Source organism: Ktedonosporobacter rubrisoli, from assembly GCF_004208415.1.
GTDB classification, from domain to species: Bacteria; Chloroflexota; Ktedonobacteria; order Ktedonobacterales; family Ktedonobacteraceae; genus Ktedonosporobacter; species Ktedonosporobacter rubrisoli.
This window is the reverse complement of the sequence record NZ_CP035758.1, coordinates 216,927-239,108: the sequence shown is the minus strand read 5'-3', so window position 1 is coordinate 239,108 and position 22,182 is coordinate 216,927. Positions and strand designations below refer to the sequence as shown.

19 protein-coding genes are annotated in these 22,182 nt (G+C 51.5%); 11 read left to right on the top strand and 8 right to left on the bottom strand.

The window, feature by feature from the left end; translation table 11 throughout:
- Positions 1-77: 77 nt before the first annotated feature.
- Positions 78-1,130, bottom strand: a complete 1,053-nt coding sequence (locus tag EPA93_RS01085; RefSeq protein WP_129885256.1) for a LacI family DNA-binding transcriptional regulator — start codon at positions 1,128-1,130, stop codon at positions 78-80.
- 388 nt (positions 1,131-1,518) lie between these two features.
- Between EPA93_RS01085 and EPA93_RS01080 the strand changes: the two genes are divergently transcribed.
- The 7 genes from EPA93_RS01080 to EPA93_RS01050 all read left to right on the top strand — a co-directional run bounded on the left by EPA93_RS01080 (position 1,519) and on the right by EPA93_RS01050 (position 8,767).
- Positions 1,519-2,550, top strand: a complete 1,032-nt coding sequence (locus EPA93_RS01080; protein ID WP_207229407.1) for a carbohydrate ABC transporter permease — start codon at positions 1,519-1,521, stop codon at positions 2,548-2,550.
- Positions 2,551-2,645: 95 nt separating this feature from the next.
- On the top strand, positions 2,646-3,494 hold the full coding sequence (locus EPA93_RS01075) for a carbohydrate ABC transporter permease (protein WP_129885255.1): 849 nt from the start codon (positions 2,646-2,648) through the stop codon (positions 3,492-3,494).
- A gap of 71 nt (positions 3,495-3,565) precedes the next feature.
- A complete protein-coding gene (locus EPA93_RS01070; protein WP_129885254.1) occupies positions 3,566-4,990 on the top strand; it encodes an ABC transporter substrate-binding protein in 1,425 nt (474 codons plus the stop codon).
- Positions 4,991-5,136: 146 nt separating this feature from the next.
- Complete coding sequence (locus EPA93_RS01065) at positions 5,137-6,054, top strand: endo alpha-1,4 polygalactosaminidase (protein WP_129885253.1); 918 nt, start codon at positions 5,137-5,139, stop codon at positions 6,052-6,054.
- A gap of 569 nt (positions 6,055-6,623) precedes the next feature.
- Complete coding sequence (locus EPA93_RS01060; protein WP_129885252.1) at positions 6,624-7,064, top strand: VOC family protein; 441 nt, start codon at positions 6,624-6,626, stop codon at positions 7,062-7,064.
- 211 nt (positions 7,065-7,275) lie between these two features.
- Entirely contained in the window at positions 7,276-7,653 is a 378-nt protein-coding gene (locus EPA93_RS01055) for a hypothetical protein (RefSeq protein ID WP_207229406.1), read from the top strand.
- Positions 7,654-7,726: 73 nt separating this feature from the next.
- Positions 7,727-8,767 carry a D-cysteine desulfhydrase family protein gene (locus EPA93_RS01050; protein WP_129885251.1) on the top strand — a complete coding sequence of 347 codons (1,041 nt, stop codon included), beginning with the start codon at positions 7,727-7,729 and terminating at the stop codon, positions 8,765-8,767.
- 299 nt (positions 8,768-9,066) lie between these two features.
- Here EPA93_RS01050 and EPA93_RS01045 read toward each other — a convergent pair whose 3' ends face one another.
- The 4 genes from EPA93_RS01045 to EPA93_RS01030 all read right to left on the bottom strand — a co-directional run bounded on the left by EPA93_RS01045 (position 9,067) and on the right by EPA93_RS01030 (position 13,903).
- Entirely contained in the window at positions 9,067-9,747 is a 681-nt protein-coding gene (locus EPA93_RS01045) for a Type 1 glutamine amidotransferase-like domain-containing protein (RefSeq protein WP_165422784.1), read from the bottom strand.
- Between the two features lie 208 nt (positions 9,748-9,955).
- Positions 9,956-10,261, bottom strand: a complete 306-nt coding sequence (locus EPA93_RS01040) for a helix-turn-helix domain-containing protein (protein WP_129885249.1) — start codon at positions 10,259-10,261, stop codon at positions 9,956-9,958.
- A 132-nt stretch (positions 10,262-10,393) separates the two neighbouring features.
- Positions 10,394-12,541: a catalase gene (locus tag EPA93_RS50215; protein WP_129885248.1), complete on the bottom strand. Its 2,148-nt coding sequence runs from the start codon at positions 12,539-12,541 to the stop codon at positions 10,394-10,396.
- Between the two features lie 696 nt (positions 12,542-13,237).
- Complete coding sequence (locus EPA93_RS01030) at positions 13,238-13,903, bottom strand: TetR/AcrR family transcriptional regulator (RefSeq protein ID WP_129885247.1); 666 nt, start codon at positions 13,901-13,903, stop codon at positions 13,238-13,240.
- Between the two features lie 187 nt (positions 13,904-14,090).
- Between EPA93_RS01030 and EPA93_RS01025 the strand changes: the two genes are divergently transcribed.
- The 3 genes from EPA93_RS01025 (at position 14,091) to EPA93_RS01015 (ending at position 17,513) form a co-directional block, all read left to right on the top strand.
- The gene (locus EPA93_RS01025) at positions 14,091-15,674 is read left to right on the top strand and encodes an FAD-dependent monooxygenase (protein ID WP_165422783.1); all 1,584 of its coding nucleotides are present in this window, start codon (positions 14,091-14,093) and stop codon (positions 15,672-15,674) included.
- A gap of 244 nt (positions 15,675-15,918) precedes the next feature.
- Positions 15,919-16,260, top strand: coding sequence for a helix-turn-helix domain-containing protein (locus EPA93_RS48150; RefSeq protein WP_165422782.1), 342 nt, complete (start codon positions 15,919-15,921; stop codon positions 16,258-16,260).
- 263 nt (positions 16,261-16,523) lie between these two features.
- Positions 16,524-17,513 carry a site-specific integrase gene (locus tag EPA93_RS01015; protein WP_129885244.1) on the top strand — a complete coding sequence of 330 codons (990 nt, stop codon included), beginning with the start codon at positions 16,524-16,526 and terminating at the stop codon, positions 17,511-17,513.
- Between the two features lie 339 nt (positions 17,514-17,852).
- Here the strand turns inward: EPA93_RS01015 and EPA93_RS01010 are convergent, their stop codons facing one another.
- From EPA93_RS01010 to EPA93_RS01000, 3 genes are all read right to left on the bottom strand, one after another.
- Entirely contained in the window at positions 17,853-18,353 is a 501-nt protein-coding gene (locus EPA93_RS01010; protein WP_165422781.1) for an anthrone oxygenase family protein, read from the bottom strand.
- A gap of 606 nt (positions 18,354-18,959) precedes the next feature.
- Entirely contained in the window at positions 18,960-20,009 is a 1,050-nt protein-coding gene (locus EPA93_RS01005) for an aminoglycoside phosphotransferase family protein (RefSeq protein WP_129885242.1), read from the bottom strand.
- Between the two features lie 177 nt (positions 20,010-20,186).
- On the bottom strand, positions 20,187-21,134 hold the full coding sequence (locus tag EPA93_RS01000) for a DUF4097 family beta strand repeat-containing protein (RefSeq protein ID WP_129885241.1): 948 nt from the start codon (positions 21,132-21,134) through the stop codon (positions 20,187-20,189).
- A gap of 125 nt (positions 21,135-21,259) precedes the next feature.
- Between EPA93_RS01000 and EPA93_RS00995 the strand changes: the two genes are divergently transcribed.
- Positions 21,260-22,084, top strand: a complete 825-nt coding sequence (locus EPA93_RS00995) for a methyltransferase domain-containing protein (protein ID WP_129885240.1) — start codon at positions 21,260-21,262, stop codon at positions 22,082-22,084.
- Positions 22,085-22,182: the final 98 nt, after the last annotated feature.

Sequence of the window (22,182 nt, the reverse complement as noted above, 5' to 3'; positions counted from 1 at the left end):
GTGGATGAAGCTCCTTCTACTAAGGGTGAGTCCAGAACTTACTAAAAAATGAAAATAGATAATAGTTCTTCAGGCCCTCATTTTTCCTGCATGGAAGGCGAGGGAGCCGGACCTGTTGATTCGCGAATGATGAGCTGCGACGGCACAATCAGAGGTGGTACCGCATCTTCACCTTCGACCAGCGCCATAAGCCGTTGTACTGCCCCTTTGCTCATCGTTTCCCGATCGGCTTTTACGGTCGTAAGGGAGGGAACGATATATTGACTGATTGCAAGATCATCAAAGCCGGTGAGAGATACGTCTTGAGGGACACGCAAGCCACGTTCATGAAGAGCGCGCAGAATACCAAGAGCCATCATATCGCTACCGGCAATGATAGCTGTGAAGTCGTGCCTCTGCTCAAGAAACGTGCGAGTAGCTCGATATGCTTCATCAGTGTTCCAGCCGGTCAGGCATAATAAACCGGGATCTAAGGCGATGCCAGCGTGGGCCAGGGTTTGCTGAAAGCCAAGTAAACGTTCTGTGCTGGCTGGATCTGTAAGCGGTCCGGTGACAATAGCGATACGCCTGTGTCCAAGCGAGAGAAGATGCTCTGTTACCTGGCGCGCGCCATCCATATGGTTTGAATCTACATAGGTAGCGTGCTCACCTTGTCCTCGGGTATCGATAAAAACTGTGGGTATTGCTGATTGTAGCAAAGCTTGAATGCGCACATCTGCCAGGTCGAGAGCGAGCATGATCGTGCCAGCGATACGGCGTGCCCGCAAGCTGCGAATATAATTCTCTGGAGCCTTATTCTGCGCCAAGGAGGGAAGAAATAAATCGTAACCGGCTGCCGCTACTCCCCGGTCAATGTACTTGATCATATCCAGGTAATAATAGTTCTCGGTCCGACTCAGAGTAGAGATGGCCAGCTCCTCCCCCTCATGATACAGTCCCAGGGCAATCATATATGAACGCTGCCGCGCTAAATTTTGCGCAACTACGTCAGGCTCATAGCCAAGCGCTTTCATAGCGGCATGTACGCGGTCTCTTGCCTCTGCGCTAATACGTGGCGATCCATTTAAAACGCGTGAGACTGTTGCACGCGAAACTCCGGCTAATTGGGCAACTTGCCTGCTCGTTGCCATACTGAACTTCTCCTTTGGCGTGTATCCGTGTTCACTTATCTAGCGAAATTATGGCGTATGGAAAGCATTTTGTCAAGAATTTTTAAAAGCTCGCCCTTAAATCTCGTAGTACCTATTTAAAATTCCCTTGACAGGAGCGGAAACGGATGCTATATTTGCTCCATAGTTTATGTACCCGAGTACACAGCAGGTGATGATTTTCTCGTTGAATCGTCATCATCTGCTCAATCTCGATTATCTCTCGATCCTGGCACGCTATCATACAATCCTTGGCTAGCGACTACTTGCCCATAAAAGTCGTAGCCACTGTCGCTCTGCTAAATTGTTAACCGTTACGTCTAGCTAGATTTGTAGCCGGTCCGTATTTATTTGAGAAGGATGTAGATGTATGCGGCGCTTTCAACGAAGTGTAGAGGGTCCTCCTGCCAAGGAGGCGAGATCCAGAAGCGATGCTTTACTGTCCGGGAGCTCGTCAAGCTCATCTGCTGGCCATATAGCTATTAGTAGGGCCTATGAGCCGGGGAGACCTGGGCGCACCTTCGACTTCCGCTTGCGCATGGCTCTTCAAGCTTATGTGTTCCTCTTTCCCAGTCTACTTGGGTTGGTGTTGTTCTTACTACTCCCTGTCTTTGTTGTGGCTGGACTCAGTTTCTTTGATTGGGGGCTATTATCACAGCCACGCTTTATTGGTTTGCAAAACTATATCTCGCTTTTTCAGAATCCCGTTGTGTGGCGTTCGCTGGGAGTAAGCGTCTATTTTGTTCTGCTCAACATTCCGTTGCAGACCTTGCTGGCTCTGTTGCTGGCCATATTTATGAATAAAAGGTTGCCTGGCTTAGGTATTTATCGCACGCTTTTTGCTGTTCCCTGGATGGCAACGCCAGTCGCCATGGGGATTGTCTGGCAATGGATTTTCGACCCGCAATTTGGTGCGCTCAACAATTTTCTCTTGTTACTTGGTATCCATGGTCCACAATGGTTAGTCTCGCAGCAATGGGCTCTGCCATCGATTGTTATTGTGACCCTCTGGCAGAATGTCGGCTATACTATGCTCTTCTTCCTGGCTGGTTTGCAGAGCATTCCCGAGCATTTGTATGAAGCCGCGTACATTGATGGAGCTACTCCCTTCCAGAGCTTCTTCAAGGTCACGCTCCCTTTGCTTAACCCAACTATGTTCTTTGTACTTGTAACCAATATTATTGGTTCATTTCAGCTCTTCGATACCGTCTATACGATGACCAAGGGTGGACCTGCTGGCTCAACCAATGTCCTCAACTTCTACATTTTTCAGCAGGCCTTCCAATTCTTCCATGCAGGCTATGCCTCGGCACTTTCAATGGTGTTATTTGCAATACTGATGTTTGTTACTCTGCTGCTGGCTCTCTACTTCCATAAGCGGACAACCTACGATCTGAGCTAATGGCAAGGCTGTCCCTGGCTAGCAGAAAAAGGAAAGGGGGGTTACTGATGGTTTCTTCTGGACTGGCACTTCCGTCAGATGGAGGGAGAAGCGATATGCAAAAAGAGAGGCGGAGAAGGTTTTTGCAGCGTCTTCCTGGCTATTCTCTCTGGTACCTGGTGCTCACGGTGGGCGCGTTTCTCTCTTTATTTCCCTATTTACTGGTCCTACTGACATCATTCAAACCGGCAAACCAGCTCTTCAGCGGCGAGCCCTGGTCGCTGCCCACGGTATTTACGCTGCAGAGTTATAGTGATGTTTTAACGCAGTATAACTTTCCTGGATATATAGCCCATACCCTGTTGTATGCGGGCTTTGCAACTCTGGGTCAGCTTGTCTTTGGTACGTTTGCTGCCTATGCCTTTGCACGTATCGAATTTCCCGGACGCGAGATATTGTTCTGGCTCTACCTGGCCACGATGATGGTTCCTAATATCGTGACGCTTATTCCGATGTTCATGCTGATGCGTGCGTTCGGCTGGATTAACACGTACTATGGGCTGATCATTCCGTCAGTGCTTGGCTCGCCCTATGGCATCTTTTTGATGCGCCAGTTCTTTCGTACGATCCCGCAGGATCTTGAGAGCTCTGCCCGCATTGAGGGGGCTACGACGCTACAAATAATTACCCATCTCATCCTGCCGTTAAGTCGTCCGATCCTGGCAACGCTTGCCATTATTACGTTTGTGCAGGCCTGGAATGATTTTCTCTGGCCTCTTATCGTGACTTATTCGGATGCTCTCAAAGTGCTCACGGTTGGCGTTTCGTCGTTTCAATCGATGCACGGGGCTCAGTGGAACCTGATGATGGCCGCAACCTTCATTATTCTGGGACCGCTCCTCCTCCTGTTTTTTGTCTTCCAGAAACAGATAGTTCGCTCGATTCACCTCAGTGGATTCAAGTAATCTAGCCCTGGCGCGGATGCCCTTTCGTATGTCTGTAATATCGCTCAATTGCTTTGAAGGAGCCAGAAGAGATGCAAAGACGTCGGCAGTTTACAGATCTAATAAGTTTCAGATATCCAGACGAGCTGAAGCGCGCTCAGCTATGGCGAGAGCCTTTTCGCTTAGCTCCGAGGCAGTGGCTTGCCCTATCTATGGTGGCCGTAATATTGCTGATAAGCCTTGTGGCCTGCGGTGGGAGCGGAGCGCAAAATGGTAAGGTTCATCTCACCTATGCGCTCTGGGAATCAACCGAGCAGCCTGCTTATCAGAAATCAATCGATGAGTTTGAGAAGCAGCATCCCAATATCGAGGTAACTATTCAGCAGACAGAATATGATCAATACTGGCAAAAGCTGGATACGGAGATAGTAGCCGGAGCAGCGCCAGATGTGTTCTGGAGTGACCTTACCTATTTTCCCCATTATGCAATGCAGGGCCAGATCATGGACGTGACGCCGTTGATCCAGAAGGATCACCTGGATCTCTCTATCTATTACCCCTCGCTGCTCAATCTCTATACCTATCAAGGAAAATATTATGGTTTGCCCAAGGATTGGGACACGATAGCCCTTTTCTATAACAAGGCAATCTTTAAGAAGATGGGTATTACTGTGCCGAATGAGCTGAGCTGGAATCCCACAGATGGTGGCTCGTTTCTTAAATTGTGTCAGCAGCTCACGCTTGATAAGAATGGTCACCATGCTGACCAAGCTGGTTTCGATGCAAACGCTATTTCGCAGTATGGATTTGTTTCGGCAAACTTAGACCAGGAAATGTACTGGAATTATATCGCCATGAATGGTGGCAAGTTCATGGATAAGGCCTATGGGCAACATTTCGAGTATAATCAGCCCCCCTCTGTGCAGGCTTTGCAATTCCTGGTAGATCTCATTCTAAAATGGCACGTTTCGCCCTCAGCCTCAGAGACGAATAACTCTGGCGATGCCGTGACCCAGCTCTTTGCGCGTGGCAAAGCGGCAATGATTCAGACTGGCTCATGGAATGTTGCCTACCTCTCCAAGCAAGTGAATTTCCCCTTTGGCGTTATAGAACTTCCCGCGGGTCCTAAAGGTCGTATCAGTGTGCTCAATGGCCTTTCCGATTCGATCAACGCCAGGACGCCTCATCCACAGGAGGCCTGGGAGCTCTTCAAGTGGCTGGCGTCGCCTGAATCGCAGCGTATTGTGGCTGGCATGGGGACGGTCTGGCCTGGAGTCAAGAGCGCAGCGCCTCTCTTTGCAGACTACTGGAAAAAGCAGGGTATTGACGTTGAACCTTTTCTCAAGGAGGCTGAGGGCCAAACAGTCACGGCTCCTATAACGCCTGCTTTTAACGAATCTTCCACAAAAATTCACGATGATTTTAACCTGATGTTCCTGGGTCAGGCCTCAGTTCAACAAGCTACAAATAAGGCCGTGCAAGATGGTGATGCGGTAATCCAGGCTAGTGGAGGCTAGCACATTTTAGATATTTCTCCCTGGAGGAAATTTGAGCGTTAAGGGGCTTGCATGGTGTCTGGCTAATAGGGAGAAAATACGCAATTGTGTCTGCGCAATTGTATCAAGGAGGAACACGTATGTCGTTTAAATCAAGGAGGATATGTATGTCGTTTACTCGTAGGCCTGTTCGTGTAGTGGCGTTGATAAAACCAGCTTTTTGGCTCTCCATATTGACGCTGCTAACACTGTTTATAGCAGCATGTGGCCCATCCGCCCATGCTGCAGCGCCCCAAGTGGGTACGGCAGCTTCGTTGCCGCCCCCTGTCAATTGTCCAGGATGCTGGCATCCAGAGCTCAAAACAAGCTGGCAATGGCAACTCACAGGAAATCTTGATCAGTCCATCAATGTTGCTATGTATGATATTGATGGTTTCACTAATAGCGCGGACCTAGTAAAAGCACTGCATGCAGCTGGTCGTAAGGTCATTTGCTATATTAGCGTTGGGACCTGGGAGAAATTTCGCCCGGATGCAAGCAAATTCCCATCTAAGGTGCGGGGAAATGTACTTGATGGTTTTCCCGATGAACGTTGGCTGGATATTCGCGATATGGCGGACCTTGAACCGATAATGGCGGCGCGCCTGGACATGTGCAAAGCTAAGGGTTTTGATGGAGTTGAGCCTGATAATGTCGATGGCTATGCCAATACGTCTGGATTTCCGCTCACGGGTCGGGATCAGCTCAAGTATAACACCTGGATTGCTAACCAGGCGCATCAGCGCGGCCTCTCGGTTGCCCTAAAGAATGATACCGAACAGATCAAAGATCTTTTGCCTTACTTTGATTGGGAGCTGGATGAACAGTGCTTCGGGCAGGCTAAATCAGATGGAGATAATTCATTGGAAGTTTGCCATTCGCTGCAAAATTTTACCCGGGCTGGCAAGGCAGTGATGGAGGTAGAATACTCAGATGACGGGAATCATGAAACTCCTTCCTTGTTCTGTCCCCAGGCTAACAAGATGAACTTCAATTCACTCTATAAACATATGGTCCTGGATGCTTATCGGGTAGCCTGTCGCTAAGTGGTAGCTGTGTAGCACCGTTTGTGATATAAACTTTGCCAGGTGTGGATCTGCCTTGTGAAGAGGCTGCGGAACTGCTTTAAAGTAGGGCCTTAAGGCAGGCCTACACCGTGGCTAAACGTTGTAACGAAGCGCTGGAAATTTTAAGAATAGTGTGCATATTGTCAGAAAAACCATAAATTCGCCACTTCTGATCAAATTTCGCCAGTTCCTTGAGCCTGAATAGATGAGTCAATGCTGATTTTTCGGATACATATGTGGGTCTTACTCACTCTCGCTGATCGCCCTCTTGATTTCGCTGGGCAGCATTTTGCTTCAAACAGGGCCAAGTAGGATACGTCAGGTAACAGCACAAGCAATCAGAGTGCTGATTGCACGAATGACTATCTGCGTTTTAACCAGGAGCACGATTAGTGAGAGTGAACAAGATTCCAGATTATTGGTGAGGTTTCATAAGGGGGAGATGGTCGCGGGGTGATCATCGCCGGCGATGCGTGACGCTGGAGCAGCGACGAGCGTCCTGGTGTGCGTTCGTTGACAGAAATGACGACACATTATAGAATGGACACATGACGCTTAAACGAATGGACAACATCGGTATCGTGGTGGAATCCCTCGATGCTGCTATCTCTTTTTTCGCTGAGCTTGGCCTCGAACTCGAAGGGCGAACCATGGTAGAAGGCGAATGGGCGGGGCGTGTCACTGGATTAGGCGACCAGCGCGTTGAGATCGTCATGATGCGCACGCCAGACGGCCACAGCCGGCTTGAACTCTCGCGATTTATCACGCCCCCGGTGGTCGCTGATCACCGGAACGCCCCAGTGAACGCTCTGGGCTACCTACGCGTCATGTTTGCCGTGGACGACATCGACGATACGCTCGTCCGGCTCCGCAAGCACGGCGCAGAGCTTGTCAGCAGCGAAGTTGTCGAGTACCAAGACGCATCTCGGCTCTGCTACATCCGCGGACCTGAAGGGCTTCTCATCGGGCTGGCCCAAGATCGCGGCTGAGTTGCCGCAGTTTCATGTGGACCGTGGCTGGACCAATCGAGGACATGGGCGTAAAAGGGGTCGACTTATAATTTGCCAATTTCCACTCATGACTCATATCTCCCCGTTTCGGCGAACTTATCTGGCAACCAATACATATGGCAGTATTGGGAAGCTTTGAAATGCTATAATCTTGCTTGGAGAATAATTTTAAGGGGAGGATCGGCAAGCAATGAGCACAACAAAGCAAAGACTGTCAGTGACAACGCTTATCTGGTGTTTACCGCTGGCCACGCATGAAAGTGGTGAGGAGAAGAAAAGCTACCTGCGCAGTTGTAGCCGCAATAATCTGCTGAGCGTTGGCAGCCTTGGTAGTATCCTGAGTATAGGAAGCATAGGGAGTGTAGGAAGCCTGTTAAGTGTGGGAAGCGTTGGCAGCCTTGGTAGTATCCTGAGTATCGGCTGTTCAGGTAGTATCCTGAGTATAGGAAGCGTAGGAAGTATCCTGAGTATAGGGAGTGCTGGCAGCATTCTCAGTGTAGGAAGCATAGGCAGTATTCTTAGCCTTAACAGTAAGGGAACTATCCGCAATGTTCGAGGCAGAGGTTAGCTTCGCGAAGCTAATCTATCTGCTTCCACCTACTATTTTCTTCTTTAGGCCACTTCTTTCGAAAGGATGACCTATGCGCGATACTCTCCTGGCAACGCCACGTATCAATCTTGCCGAGCTACCGACCCCATTGCAGTATTGTCCTCGCCTCTCAGCTTATCTTGATGGGCCGCGCATTTACGTGAAGCGAGATGACTTAACAGGTTTGGGCCTGGGAGGCAACAAAGTACGCAAGCTGGAGTTTGTTCTGGCCGAAGCGCTCGGGCAAGGGGCGGATACTATTGTCTCAGCAGGAGTAGTGCAATCGAACAGCCTGCGTCAGATTGCAGCTGCTACCGCCAGGCTCGGCCTCGATTTTCATGCCGCCGTGATTACTGACCGGGTTCCCAATGTCGATCCAGATTATCAAGAAAGCGGCAATATGCTCCTGGATGCTCTCTTTAGAATGAAAGCTTATCCCTGCTCGGTTAAAGAGGATCGCGTTGTTTTCATGCAACAGCTTGCGGACAAGCTACGGCAACAGGGCAAGAAGCCATATATCATTCCCTATGGAGTCTCCAATGTTTTGGGAGCACTTGGGTATGTTAATTGTGTGCTGGAACTGGTTATGCAAATGCAGTCGCATGCCTGTTCATTCGATGCCATCGTCCATGCCAGCGGAAGCAGCGGCACGCAAGCCGGCCTGGTCGTCGGTGCTGCTACACTATTGCCTGCTATACATATTCTTGGGATCGATATAGATGCAGAGCCCGAGCGAGTGCGTCGAGATGTGGTGCATCTCTCCAATGAGCTTGCAACCTATCTTCGTCACAGGCCTGCGTCGCTCGATGAGCGCATTGAGGTCGTTGCAGGCTATGCCGGGCCAGGATATGGCATACCAACTCCAGAGATGGTGGAAGCGGTTTCTTTGTTTGCTCAGCTCGAAGGCCTTGTGCTCGATCCGGTCTATGCTGGGAAAGGGGCAGCAGGATTAATTGGTTTGGTGCGTCAGGGACGTTTTACGAAGGAAGATACTGTCCTCTTTCTTCATACAGGTGGAATGCCTGCGCTCTATGCGTATCGCTCAGCTTTTGTGCGGCATATTGCTGCTCTCTCGCCTGAGTGCGATATCTAAAGATCGTCTGGCGAGAAAGAAGAGAGCCTGAGCGTTGATGCGCTTTCCGCGCTTCTCAAGTAGCTGCAATCCTTGCTTGACACTGGAATGGCTATAGGCTCCTACCGGTAGTTTTCGAAACAATTGAGCCAGCTATCACCAAGCTCTTGAGAAATTGTTGGTCTGCAATGGCGGTTTGCGAGTGGCGTTCAAAATCAGGAGCAGCGAAACCTCGTCGAAAAGCTTCTTTACGAAGAGCGCCACCGCAACAGGAGAAAAATGTGGCTTATGGAGAAGCCAGCTTCCATGCTCTTTCATCTCTATTCAATGAGGACCACCGATGATGGAGGGAAGGTTCGTTGAATGTCATGATGAAAGACCACAACAGGCTCAAACCCAACAGCAAGCACAATATTGTCTTGCACATATACTCCCGTTTTCTCGCTCAAGGCAATGATTGGATGCTGCAAGTGCGAAGCCAAACTGAAGATCTGCTGGTCATCTGCCGATTGATAATGGCACCAGACTGAAGCTCCCTGGAGCAAATCCAGTCCTGTTGTGTCTTCCAGTCCAACGTCATTATGATCAAGGAATGAAGCAGTGGAAATGTCCCGGCCGCAAATAATGGCCCCGGCACTTCCGCCATAGACGATGCCTCCATGCTGAAGAAAGGACCGTATGGCTTGATCAAATCTTGCTTGTTTGAGATCACGCAGCAGTTTAAATGTATTCCCTCCACCGATATAAAGTGCCACAAAGGGCTTCAAATCTTCTTCTGTCTTGGCTGCTGAGATATCACTCCACATGGTGATGCAATCATGGCCTAAAGGGGTAAAGACAGATCGAATCCATTGATAGCAAGAGGCATATGGCCTTTGATGAGGGTCCAGAGCAATGGGCAAATAGAGCATTGGCCCTCTGGCTGTGAGTTGAACAAGCAACTGATCAAGCAAGAAGGAGTCTTCTGCACTCCCTCCACCTGAGAGAAGCAATCGAGGCATGTTGTTCCTCCATCTTTTGGGGCTCAAATGATTGGCCTTGGTACTTATCCACATGAGATGACTTCTCACAAAGAAGCACTTTCCACCTGGCAAGACGAAGCTGGGTCTGAGTGGTAACCACAATGAATAAACTATCCAAGGGTATCCTGCTCACTTGCCCGTATTGTCTTTTGCTTCCTGGTCCAGTTCAGGTGCTTGATCGCACGACTCATGGTCGCGGAACTGACCTGGGTGCCGTGTGTGGTTTCCCAGAACTGGCAAGGCTTGATGAGAGTTGCAGCGGGGGCGCGTCGAGGTACGAGAGCCGTCCAGCTTGGAACGCAGCCCCGATCTCGGATGAGCGCCCTGCTATGGCCTTGGGCTTCACATCACCGGTTTCGCGTCTCAGTTTAAGGTAGCGCTTGATTGTGGATCGAGACACCGCAAAGAGCTCGATGATCTCTGCACACGTCGTTCCCTGGTCAACTGTATGCAACATGCGGAGCCATAGCAGGTCTTGAGAATATGCTCGCATATCCTTATTTTGTCACATGGTTCAGTCTTTATGAAGACAGCTGTAGAAAAGTTGAGCGCGGCTTGCGGCGTTTGGCCATTAAGCAAGCCTTAAAAGTCCTTTTATTTGCCTGCCGCGCTCACTTGTCAGTGCTTATGCTGGCACTAACTCTTCTTGACGGGTCCAGTGGCGATGCTGAGCGATAGCCTGGGCAAACTGTTCTGCCAGGGCCTGGAAATCTGACGTCTTCTGCGCTGTAATGACGCCCGCAGCATTGACCAATGTTCCATTTGAGCTTGTCCCGCTCAATGAGAGGTTAGGAATATCCACTTGTTTGAGCAGCTCGATCCCTTCGCCAATGGCTGCAATTGCCTTGCCATGCTTGTAGGCTTCGGCCACAAAATGGCGGGCAGACCCTTGCTTGAGCAGCTGATCTATACCCTGCTGGCCGTTGGGGATAAAGACTGCATCATACATAATAGAGCTTGTGGTTGGAGAGCTTTGATCAACAGCTAGTTCCTGGCCAGATTTTCCTTTGATTGTGCCCAGCCTGGGTGCTATCAATGTCGTATGCGCCCCTCGTTCCTCCAGCGCCTTCTTTATGTTCTGTATTGTACCCTCATCAACTCCATCGGCTGCCAGAATAGCTATGCGCCTGCTCTTGATTGAATTTTTTGCCGAGTTCTCCAGGCTGAGCGCGGCTGAGCGCTCAACTGAGCGACGGCCCTGCGGAGGGAGCACGCCAGGTCGCGGATTATCCTGTGGGATGTTGACGCCTATGCCCTCGGCGATACGCCTGGCTAGATCGTGATCAACATGAGCGTACAATCCCACCATACGTTCACGAATCGCCCTGGATTCAACCTTACCTAGCTCGAAATGGGCTGCTGCAACCAGATGATCTTGTTCGGCCGGCGAAAGGCTCTTCCAGAAAAGTGTAGCCTGGCTGAAGTAGTCCTTGAAGCTATCACTGCGTGTACGTACCGTAGGGGCGTTAATCTTCTCGCTGTAATGGACGTAGCCATGAGCCGACTCGGGGGCGAGCATTGGACAACCCTGACTTAGGGAGTTAGGGAAGTAACTGGCTTTCTCGGTATTAATCGTCTGACGCATATAACCATCGCGCTGATTGTTGTGGACTGGAGCCAGAGGGCGATTCACTGGGATTTCAGCAAAGTTAGGGCCACCCAGGCGAATAAGTTGCGTATCGAGGTAGGAGAAGAGACGACCCTGTAAGAGCGGATCATTTGTGAAATCGATGCCCGAGACAACGTGACCCGGATGAAAGGCTACCTGTTCAGTCTCGGCAAAAAAGTTGTCAGGATTGCGATTCAGGGTAAGCTTTCCAATACGTCTTACGGGGACTAGCTCTTCGGGTATGATCTTGGTGGCGTCCAATATATCAAATGGGAAGGCGAACTCATCACTTTCCTCAAAGAGCTGCACACCAAGCTCGTATTCCGGGTAATCTCCCATCTCGATGGCCTCCCAAAGATCACGCCGCAACCAATCGGGATCTTGTCCGGCCATCTTTTGGGTTTCGTCCCAGGTCATTGAGTGGGCGCCAAGAGCTGGCTTCCAATGGAACTTGACGAAGCGTGCGCGCCCTTGCGCGTTGATAAAGCGAAAGGTATGGACACCAAAGCCTTCCATCATGCGGAAGCTACGCGGAAGTGCACGATCAGAAAGAAGCCACATTGTCATATGGGTTGCTTCGGGAAGTAGGGAGAAGAAATCCCAGGCCGTATCATGGGCTGTGGCTGCCTGAGGCATCTCATTGTCAGGCTCTGGCTTAACTGCATGGACCAGATCTGGAAACTTAATTGCATCCTGAATGAAGAAGATTGGGAAATTGTTACCTACCAGGTCAAAGACGCCATCAGATGTGTAAAACTTTGTCGCAAAGCCGCGTACGTCGCGCACCGTATCAGCTGAGCCGCGCGAGCCTACAACTGTAGAGAAGCGCACGAATACTGGCGTTTTCTCGGCCGGATTTTGTAAGAAGCTGGCCCGTGTATACTCTGCCATAGATTCATAGACCTGAAAATAGCCGTACGCCCCGGCCCCACGAGCGTGTACTACGCGCTCGGGTATGCGCTCGTGGTCGAAATGCATGATCTTCTCACGTAAATGGAAGTCTTCGAGCAAAGTAGGGCCGCGCTCACCTGCTTTGAGTGAGTCGTCTGTATGAGGAATGCGGACTCCCTGGTTTGTCGTGAGATACTGCTTCTCGGCATTTTCCCGTACAGTATCCAGGCTCTGCTTTTTACTGTTCTCGTTGAGCTGGGATTGATCAGACACGCAAGAGTCTCCTTCTAGTTAAGCTGTCTTCTCAACAGAATTATGAAAGATTAGCTGTAAGCTCCTTCTTTGTCTTACGAAGAAGTTATGGCAGCACGACCCTATCACGTTTCTGAAGCTGGCTTAGTTACATGAAATATAGCCTAACATTGATGAATTATTAATTTGACGCTACACTGCACCTCTGCATGTCTCTGGAAGCACACCCCATGGCGAAGTTGGTTCTTGATATCTCCTGGGAGATCAGTTGATCTTTGGTGGTCGCTGTCAGCGTTGCTGCCAGGCCCTGCGGCACTTCGAGCAGGGGTGGCGCTTGGCCCCACCCTCGCTGGCGCGTTCCCGAGCCTCCCAAAAGGTCGCAAGCAGTTCAAAAACCAAGCTCCCTTCCCGTTTCCCTGTGTGCGCAGCTCTCGCCGCTGGTGCGCATCATCATGCTCTGAGAGAGGTAGTTCCCCCTCCCTGGAAGGATGTTGCTTCACGCTGCTCCTCAGTGACAACCCCCCACACCTGACCCTCAGCGGTTGGGATATCCCGTCGTCAAGGTCTTAGACCATTCCTAGCACTACACATCTAAAATGGGACACTTCTTCATCGCTGCGATCTTCTCTCGGCTTTTGATACAAGAGAAGGTAGACGTTTACAGATGGCAAATAACGTCTTTTGAGCCATGCATTTGGGGAAGGGAAGCCAAAAAGATCATTGCTCATTCGGAGTGGTCGGTGTAACGGCTCCAGCGATTGCGTAGGCGGTGCGTGCGCTCCATCTCGCCATCTGCTGAGGAGAGGAGAGCATCCCATTCTCTATCCACCAGCTCAGCACTCCCACAAACCAGTTCGCCAGGCACAGGATCACGAACTCCAATGGAGCGACGTTCGGGTCATCGGTTGCTCTCACGCTCAATCCCAGTTTCGCGAGTATCTTGGCGCGGCTTCGGATGGCCTCTGCAAAGGAGTCGCGCACTTGGGCAGTAAACCAGGAACTCCCGCGTTTCCCAAGCATTACCTGGTAGAGCCTTGCGTGCCTGGCGAGGTGCTCGAAGAGGGCTGACCAGACCGCTAATGCCGCATCGTGTTGCCTGGCTTCGTCCTCCGTTGCACTAGAAGCCGGAGTGATTGCCCCAAAGCTTTCTGGAAGGGGAATCTCGCGCAACATCTGCTTGACTGCTTCTTCAAAAATGCCAGTGACTAAAGCGTATTTGTCCGGGTAATGGCGATAGAACGTCGCCCGGTTCACCATCGCCCGCTCGGCAATGTCTCCCACGGTCACGGCATCGAACCCTTTTTCCTCAATCAGGTCAATCAAGGCTTCGCGCAAGTTCATCTGGGTTCGTCTCACCCGTAAATCCGTCTGCTCGTGCGTCATTTTTGCTTCCTTGTTGCATATGCAGCATTGTGGCGAAGCTGATTCTTGCTTCTCGTCTCTCCTTCGCCTATGCTTCTTGTAAGAAACATTCTATCACATATCTAGGAACGTGTTGCAATACACAGACAGATAGATGCACGGCCTCCATCGGAGAGACAGTGCGCAACTGAAAGGGGAAACTTCTGCCATGACCACCATACCATCTCTCGACGTCTTCGTTGTTGGAGCGGGACCAGCAGGCCTCACCCTTGCCATTGATCTCGCCCGTCGCGGCATCTCCTGTCGCATCATTGAGAAGTTAAGCGTTTTTCCCACAGGGACGCGTGCCAGGGGCATTGGTGCGCGTACCCAGGAAATATTCTTCGATCTGGGTCTGCTCGAAGCACTCTCTGCCTCTGCCGAACCCTTCCTTCCTTCTCGCTTCTATGATCGTGACAACCATCTCGTGCGCGAGGTTGATCCGGCTTGGAGCATCGATCCGGCCACGCTTCCCACCCCCGATGCTCCTTACCGATCCTCTCTCATGGTGAGCCAACAGGTGACCGATACCGTGCTACGTGAGCGCCTGGCATCCTTTGGTGTCGAGGTAGAACGAGACTGTCGATTGATCAGCTTCACACAAGATCGTGATCATATCACAGCGGAGGTAATACGCGCAGGCAAACGCGAGGTGATCAAGGCCAATTACTTGGTCGGCTGTGATGGAGGGGCGAGCACGGTTCGCAAAGGTGCCATGATCCCCTTTCTGGGTGAAACCTGGGACGATGAGATCTCTTATCTGTTGGGTAATCTCAGTGTCAACGGATTGGACAAGGGATATTGGCATACCTGGACCGATGCAAGCTGGGGATATGTGTCGCTGCAATCCATGATCAAAGCCGCCACCTGGCTCTTTGTTGCCACTGTCTCATCAGGCAAGCATGGCACCTTGCCCACTCCAACCCTTGAAACGTTCCAGGCGCTCTTCGAGGAGCGCATCGGGATGCCTGGCGTCCAATTCAGCCATCTCACCTGGCAGTCGCTCTACCGACGGAACCTGCGCGTGGTGGACCGTTACCGTAGCGGTCGCGTCTTGCTCGCAGGGGATGCCGCTCATGTTGGACAAGAGCAAGGGATGAACATGAGCATTCAGGATGCCTACAACCTGAGCTGGAAACTGGCCCTCGTTCTCAAAGGAGCACCGAACGCTCTTCTGGAGACCTATCAGGCCGAACGCCTTCCCATTGTCCGGCAGAATCTGATCACGATGTCAGCCCAGAACCTCGCTGGTCCCGGCGGTGCCTCTGCTGCTGCAGAATCCATCACCAATGCGATTCTCAACAAGGATTCCGCTGTCGATCCAACCCAACTGAGTGTGAGCTATGGAAGCAGCAGGCTTTCCCGCGACCTGGATGACACGACAGGAATCCGTGCTGGTGATCGCGCTCCCGACGCTCCATGCCTGCGTGCAGAAAGCGGTGAGCCGGTTCGGTTCTTCGAGGTGTTCCAAGGGACACACTTCACGTTGCTCGTCTTCAGCGACCAGCCCGTGTCATGGCTTCCCACTGTAGAGAGCAACCTCCTGCGTGCTTACAGGGTCATACGCGCAGGTAACAGAGACACCTACGATAGGTACACCCTCGTCGATAGCGCTGGACACGCCTATCAGGCTTATGGCATTTCTGATGCCGCATTGGTCCTCGTGCGTCCTGACGGCTACATTGGACTCACAGGTGGGAACCTAGACCAGGAGCTCATCATCGACTACCTGCACGATGTTGTCGGTCAATGATGAGCGGGTAGCCTCGCAGGAGTGTGAAAGGTCAGGATACACAAACGCTGAACTGGCTTCCTTAAGCTGCAGCTGCCTTGTACACCTGCTCTACCTGCAGCGCGAGCCAGGAGCGAGCACATGGTGGCTCGATCGAGAGGGCTGGGTGGCACGAGTGGCAGCACTTCTCTGCCAAGCCAGATGGCCCAACCAGGGTGAATGCGCTGTCCCTCACCCCCTCTTGAGAACACGGAAAAGCCGCAACATGTCGAACACATCCCATGAGCCGCAGCCACAAGCCCTGCACGAGGCAGCTTCCGACGTGCCGCAGCTGCTGACCCTCCAACAGACGGCAGAGCAGTTACAGATCAGTCGGGCCACCCTCTACCGTCTCATTCGCAAGGAGGGCTTGCCCGTCCAGCATCTTGGTCGCGCTGTGCGCGTCTGGCCTCCGGCACTCTCTGCCTGGCTGCAGCAGCGTCAGCAGCACCAAGCTCCCTGCCAGTCCCCACCACCCTGCATCTCACGTGGCAAGCGGCGTGCTCCCAGACAGCGCCCTCCTGCCTCTCCCCACGGCTGGGAGAACCAGGACCCCAGAGGCATGTGAGCAGGAAAGATCTGCTGGCTGCAGCCAGGCGCAGAGCGCAGACGATGCAGCGCACCTGCAAAAGGGATGGCGCGCTTCACACGTTCCTTGCGACGAAACCCACCGCATGCTGAGACAGAGCGGGCAGAGCCAGGAACAGCACAAGCCGTCTGTGCTCTGCTAGAAATGTGCTTTCAGGAGAGCAGCAGACGGAGCAGACTCCTGGACAGCAGGAAGCACCGCTTCTTGCTGGCACCACGAGAGAGGAAAGGACCATCGTTACGATGAAGAAACGTGCCAATGGAGAAGGCTCCGTCTATCAACGCAAGCGCGATGGCAAATGGATCGCTGCCATCGGCAAGCGTGATGGCAGCCGCAAAACATTGTGTTTTGCCACCCAGCGAGAAGCTCTGGCTGCCAAAAATGCTGCCGTGGTCGCCCGCGATCAAGGCAAGCTTTTCGTCACTGACCCCAGCTTGCGAGACAATCTGAGCACCTGGGTGGAGGAGACCATTCGTCCCACTCGGGGTATTCGTACGTACCTGGCCTATGAACAAGATATCCGGCTGCATATTCTGCCCATGCTTGGACACCTGCACTTAGCACAACTCACGGTGCGGCACCTCCAGCAGCTCTATCAGCACCGACGAGCTGCCGGCGCCGCAACCTCCTCGATTGCCCGGTTGCACGAAGTGCTGCATCATGCGCTTCGTGATGCCGTGCGTTGGGAGCTCGTTGTCCGCAATGTCGCTGACCAGCTTGATCCTCCCCACAGGCGCCAAGAAGAACGCCTGGTGCTCACGCCTGAGCAACTGGGCCAGCTCTTGTCAGTCGTCAAAGGCAATCGGCTCGAAGCGCTCTATGTCCTGGTCTGCACCACAGGGATGCGTGAAGGGGAGCTCTTAGGCCTGCGTTGGAGCGATGTGGATCTTGCTGCCCGCAGTCTGCTGGTTCAACGCACGCTGGGCTCTATCCCGAAGCAAGGCTTTGTCAGTACGCCTCCCAAGACGGCAAGCAGCCAACGACGCCTTACCCTCACCGAACTGGCGATACGAGCCCTCATCTTGCATCGAGAGCGGCAAGAGGAGGAACAGCGACGGGCCGGGCCAGGCTGGCAAGAGCAGAATCTGGTCTTTTGTACCCGCAAAGGAACACCCCTGAGCGCTGGCCACTTGCTCTACCAGCATTTTCGCCAACTGTTGGTCACAGCAGGGTTGCCCCAAGTGACCTTCCATGATCTGCGCCACTCGGTGGCCACGATGCTCCTAGCGTGAGGGATTCATCCCAAAGTGGTCAAGGAACTCTTAGGCCACAGCGATATCTCCATGACCTTGTGGCTCTATGCCCGCCCATGTCTTACCTGGCATGCACCAAGAGGCTGTGGAGCACGAAGCCGCCTGTCTGAGCAATCCATCTCGACTGGCTGCTGTCAAGGTTGCTCTCACGCCCTTGCCCTTGGAACAAGAGGAGTTGCTCAAGCCCGCTGAGAAGCTGGATAAGGGGACATGTTCACCTTTGAGTTGATGTCTAGTAGAATATTGATGAATTATTAATTTGACGCTACACTTCACCCTTGCATGTCTCTAGAAGAGCCACCTTCTGTACAAACAACCTCACCTTGACGTATTCTTTGATAGGCAAGCGATAAACACGAGAGCCGTTGCCGCAATTGCGGCAAAAGTACGGATATGATGGAATTTCATCCAGGCTGACCCTGGCCTCTGGAACTCTGTGCGGATCTGCTCGGCTTCGGCTTCGGAAAGCTGATAGGCGTCCCGTTTGGCTAGCTCGTTATTCAAGGGGATGTCTCCCGCAATGGTCGCACCATTTGCCCCAACGATGTGCAGAATGGAAGCCACTACCAGCAGGCCGAATTGAGGCAGGCCCCGATAAAGAAAAGCCGCGAGGGGCAGGAGAAAGGTTGGACCAAAAAAGCTTAGAAAGAATACTGGATTTTCAATCTTTACATTGATTGCTTGCATGGCCGCGATATGGGATTCCCCCTTTATGCTCCGGAGCGCCGGTACGATGGCCACGCTAAAAGCGTAGAACACTCCAGCGAGTAGCCCTGTTAATGTTCCCCCAACAACAAGGACGATATCTGCAAATTGCACAGGTAATTCCTCCCTTTGAATGAATGTAGAAAGCAAAATCGACGCGAGCATTTTGCTGCTGACGCGTTATGCCTGTCCAGGTACATTGCTATCTCTTTATTTATATCGGCTCTCCTGTGCTTCCCTCTTAAAAACCACACTTTAAAATAGCTTTCTTTGCTCTCCTGCATGAGAGTCTGTTATATTGATTAGGCGAACGCATCGGCAAAACAACGTATTGTGCCTTGCTCATGGAAAATGAGAACCATCTTGACTCATCATCTGCTTGAGTTGACAGAACAAGGAAACTGGAACGGCTGTCAAACTGTTCCTTATTGAATTGACTTTGAGCGCACGCAAAGTTTTACACTCTCTTCATGGATATTGAACTACTCACCATTAAGCAAGTTGTGTAGCGCATCGGTCTGAGTACCCATATGCTACGTTACTATGAGCGGATTGGCATACTTGATCCGGTCGGCTGTGTGAAAAGCTGCCATCGGAGCATGGCAGCAAAGGAGCTTGCCTGAATCGAGTTTCTGAGACGACTCCGATGCCGGCCCGTTGACTCAAAGGCCTACAGCGGCCTCCGATCTCGCTCATAGGCCATTCCATAGTTGCCAATGCTCAAATGAGTCCGTCAATGCTGCGTGCCTCTAGCTCTTGAGCTGCGCGTTCCACACCCTCCCATCGGTCCAAGCAATGATATTCGATCATGGTGATATCATTGCCCCGTTGCACCTCATCTAATGGCTCGTGAAGTATGTTATGGAGCCAGTGGGCCAGGTTTCTCAATTGGATGCGGTAGGCGTAGTAGGCCAGCCAGGAAGTGTGCCAATGCGTTGGTTTCTGGTGAATCGTCCGATAGCCTGTATTAAAGGCGGCAAAATCCGAGCCCATATACATGAAGGCGTCGCGCTCTGGAGGGGCTATCACTGCCGATTCCCAATCAAGGAGCGTGAGTTGCCCTGAAGGTGAGAGAATCATATTTCCACCCCAGGCATCTCCATGACATATCACCGAGGCGGCAGGCGTTTGCTGCGCTTTTCTTGCATACTCCTGGCTATGGGCCAGAAACGCCTGGATGTATTTACGCCGCGGCCAGACAATCTCGCGGAGTCGCTGGAGAGAGGGGGCATCATGTGCAGAGATGTTTTCGAGGGCTGCCAGATCGGGAAGGAGGGTATCCTCGAAAGGAGCTGTCAGACTATCCTGAGGTGACCGATGCCGCAGAGCTTCGGGGAGTTGGATCGTGTGTACGGAGGCCAGAGCCTGGCCAATTCGCTGGATCAGGGCAGGCGTCATTGGATAGGCGTCAGCGAGCGTCTCGCCCTGGATAAAGGTGTAGAGAGCAAAGAGAAATGGGCCATGCAGCGCGTGAAGTGTCCCTGTTATGGTCGCCTGGGGCAATGGGGCGCTCACCTTCGCAAGATATTGTTTGGCGACCAGCTGTTGCAGTGGCAGCGAAAAGTTCATATGAGCCGCTACTCTTTGCCCAGCATAGGACTCTCGGTCAACTACCTTGAGATAATACCATTGATCCGGTTCTACCTCCAGACGATAGGAGTAGGCAGAATCGCCAATCGGAATAAAATAGATGCCTCTCACTTCAAGATTCCATTGCTCCCATAACACGGCGCGAATGAGAGCATTGTCATCTTTGAGTGGCGATTTCATGAACGATTTTCCTCTCTTGTTGTAGCATTAAAGTAGCTGCTTTATTTGTGAGTTGTTTGTCGCAAAGAACAAGAACAGGCTACATATATGTAACCTGTCCTTGCTTTCAGGAAAGGTGAGTATGAAGCATAGCACGAACAATTGGAAAGCATTCTATAGAACTAGTTATGCCAGGATTTAGGAGCCTTTATGAAGGTTTATCTCGCCTATTTGGGTCTTAATCTTCAGTTGGGCTTGCTGGCCACTTCCAGCATTTGAGCCTCCAAACTCGTTGTTCACCTTGCCAATCTTGGTTGAAGTCTGCAGTTGAAAAGCTGCATCATTGGGCAAAGTAACATCAACTTTTCCTGTCTTTGTATTGAACAGGTCTGTACTTGTGGAATCGAGTTTGCCGTTGAATATAATGGCTCCCGCCTGTGTCTCCAAACTAGAATCTCCTTTGAGCGTGACGTTCTCGGCGTCGATTTCCCCTATCTTCGTGCTGGCTTTAACCTGGCCATTCACGCCCTCTATCTTGATATTTCCTGCTTGATTATCAATCTGGATATCGCTAGCTGCAGGTACGGTTATGTCAAGAATTGCATCTTGCGTATCGTTACGATCGCTGGCTGAGAATAATCCAGAATTTGTTACATTTATTATATCACCATCTTGTACGGTTTTGATTTGTGTAGAGCCTATATTGTTCCCTGGTATAGTATCAGCGTCGTCTAGTGCATCATTGACTGATTGTGACACATTAACGATTACATTGTTGCCGTCGCCTTGATGGACAACTACCTGGCCTATATTGTTATGAATGTTTACTTTAGGGGTACCTGATACTGTAAAGGTTTGAGATTTGGTCGCGTGGCTGATAGTTTTGGCGGTACGCTCAGAAGGATGAGTGTTGAATGTGAAAGCAGCACCAAGCAGAACCAGGATGCCGATGATGGCGAAAATCCAAAGGCCGCTTCGGCGTTTGCGAGGAGGGCGAGGGCGAAGCTTTTCCCCGCGGTTATCCATCCAGCCTGGCTCGAAAGTCCTAGCCTCCGAATTAGTCTCTGACCAGCCTGGTTCGCTTGCCTGTGACTCAGCGCTTTGCCCCTCGCGAAATCTTTCAGGCCTTCTTTCCAGTTGTTCCATAGAAATAACTATCCTGCTTTCTTTAAATTGATTTTTACTGACTCTAAATTACTGTACACTATATTACGTTCATAGGATGAATATGTTACAAGGTTATTACTGTTGAAAAGCTAAAGGAAAAATGCATGTCGCATTCACATCAGCTTTGGGATTTTAGGCAGGTTGATCAGAGCCTCGATCCTTACCAATATGTGAGCTATCTGGATGGTCTAAGGACCCAGCAACAAATTCAGCTGATCAAAGAGCAAAGCTATCGTCTATTAGCGCCAGAGCAAGGGCACCAGCTTCTGGATATTGGATGTGGCACCGGCGAAGATGCGGATGCTCTGGCCAGGCTGGTTGCCCCATCGGGCAAGGTGATTGGGCTTGATAGCTCTGTTACGATGATTGCTCAGGCGCGTAAGCGTTGGGCAGGTTCCGTGTCGCCAGTTGAGTTTAGCGAGGGAGACTGTACTCAGCTACCGTTTGCTGATTCCTCGTTCGATGGCTGTCGAGCCGAGCGCGTTTTGCAGCACCTTGATGATCCAGCGCGGGCCATAGGGGAAATGGTGCGTGTGACGCGCCCCGGCGGGCGTGTTTTGATCATAGATATCGATCATGGCATGCGAGCTTTAGATATGGCGAATAGAGAGCTGACCCGTCGAGTGCTGGCTTTTCTTAGTGAGCATAGACGTAATAGCTGGATTGGGCGCCAAGTGCCGGGCCTGATGAGGCGGCACGGACTCGACCTGTTGTCAATTGTCCCGATGGTGCGTTGCTTTACCACATTTGAGGAGCGCGAGGCGATGCAGGATTTGCTTGCTGCAGCGCAGCGGGAGGAAGTGATATCTCAGCAGGAGGCTAGCGAATTCTTTAGTGAGCTGGAACAGCGTGAGCGGGATGGGCTCTTCTTCCAGGCCAAAGTGATGTTTATCGTGGTTGGACAGAAGCCCCAGGCCTCTGCACATTAAAGTGGGCCTGGAAGCCGTGCCGTTTCTTCTATACGAAGATATCAGATCTATCTTTGAAGGCTTGAGAGATGGACCGATCCGATCCGTCTCTCAAAACA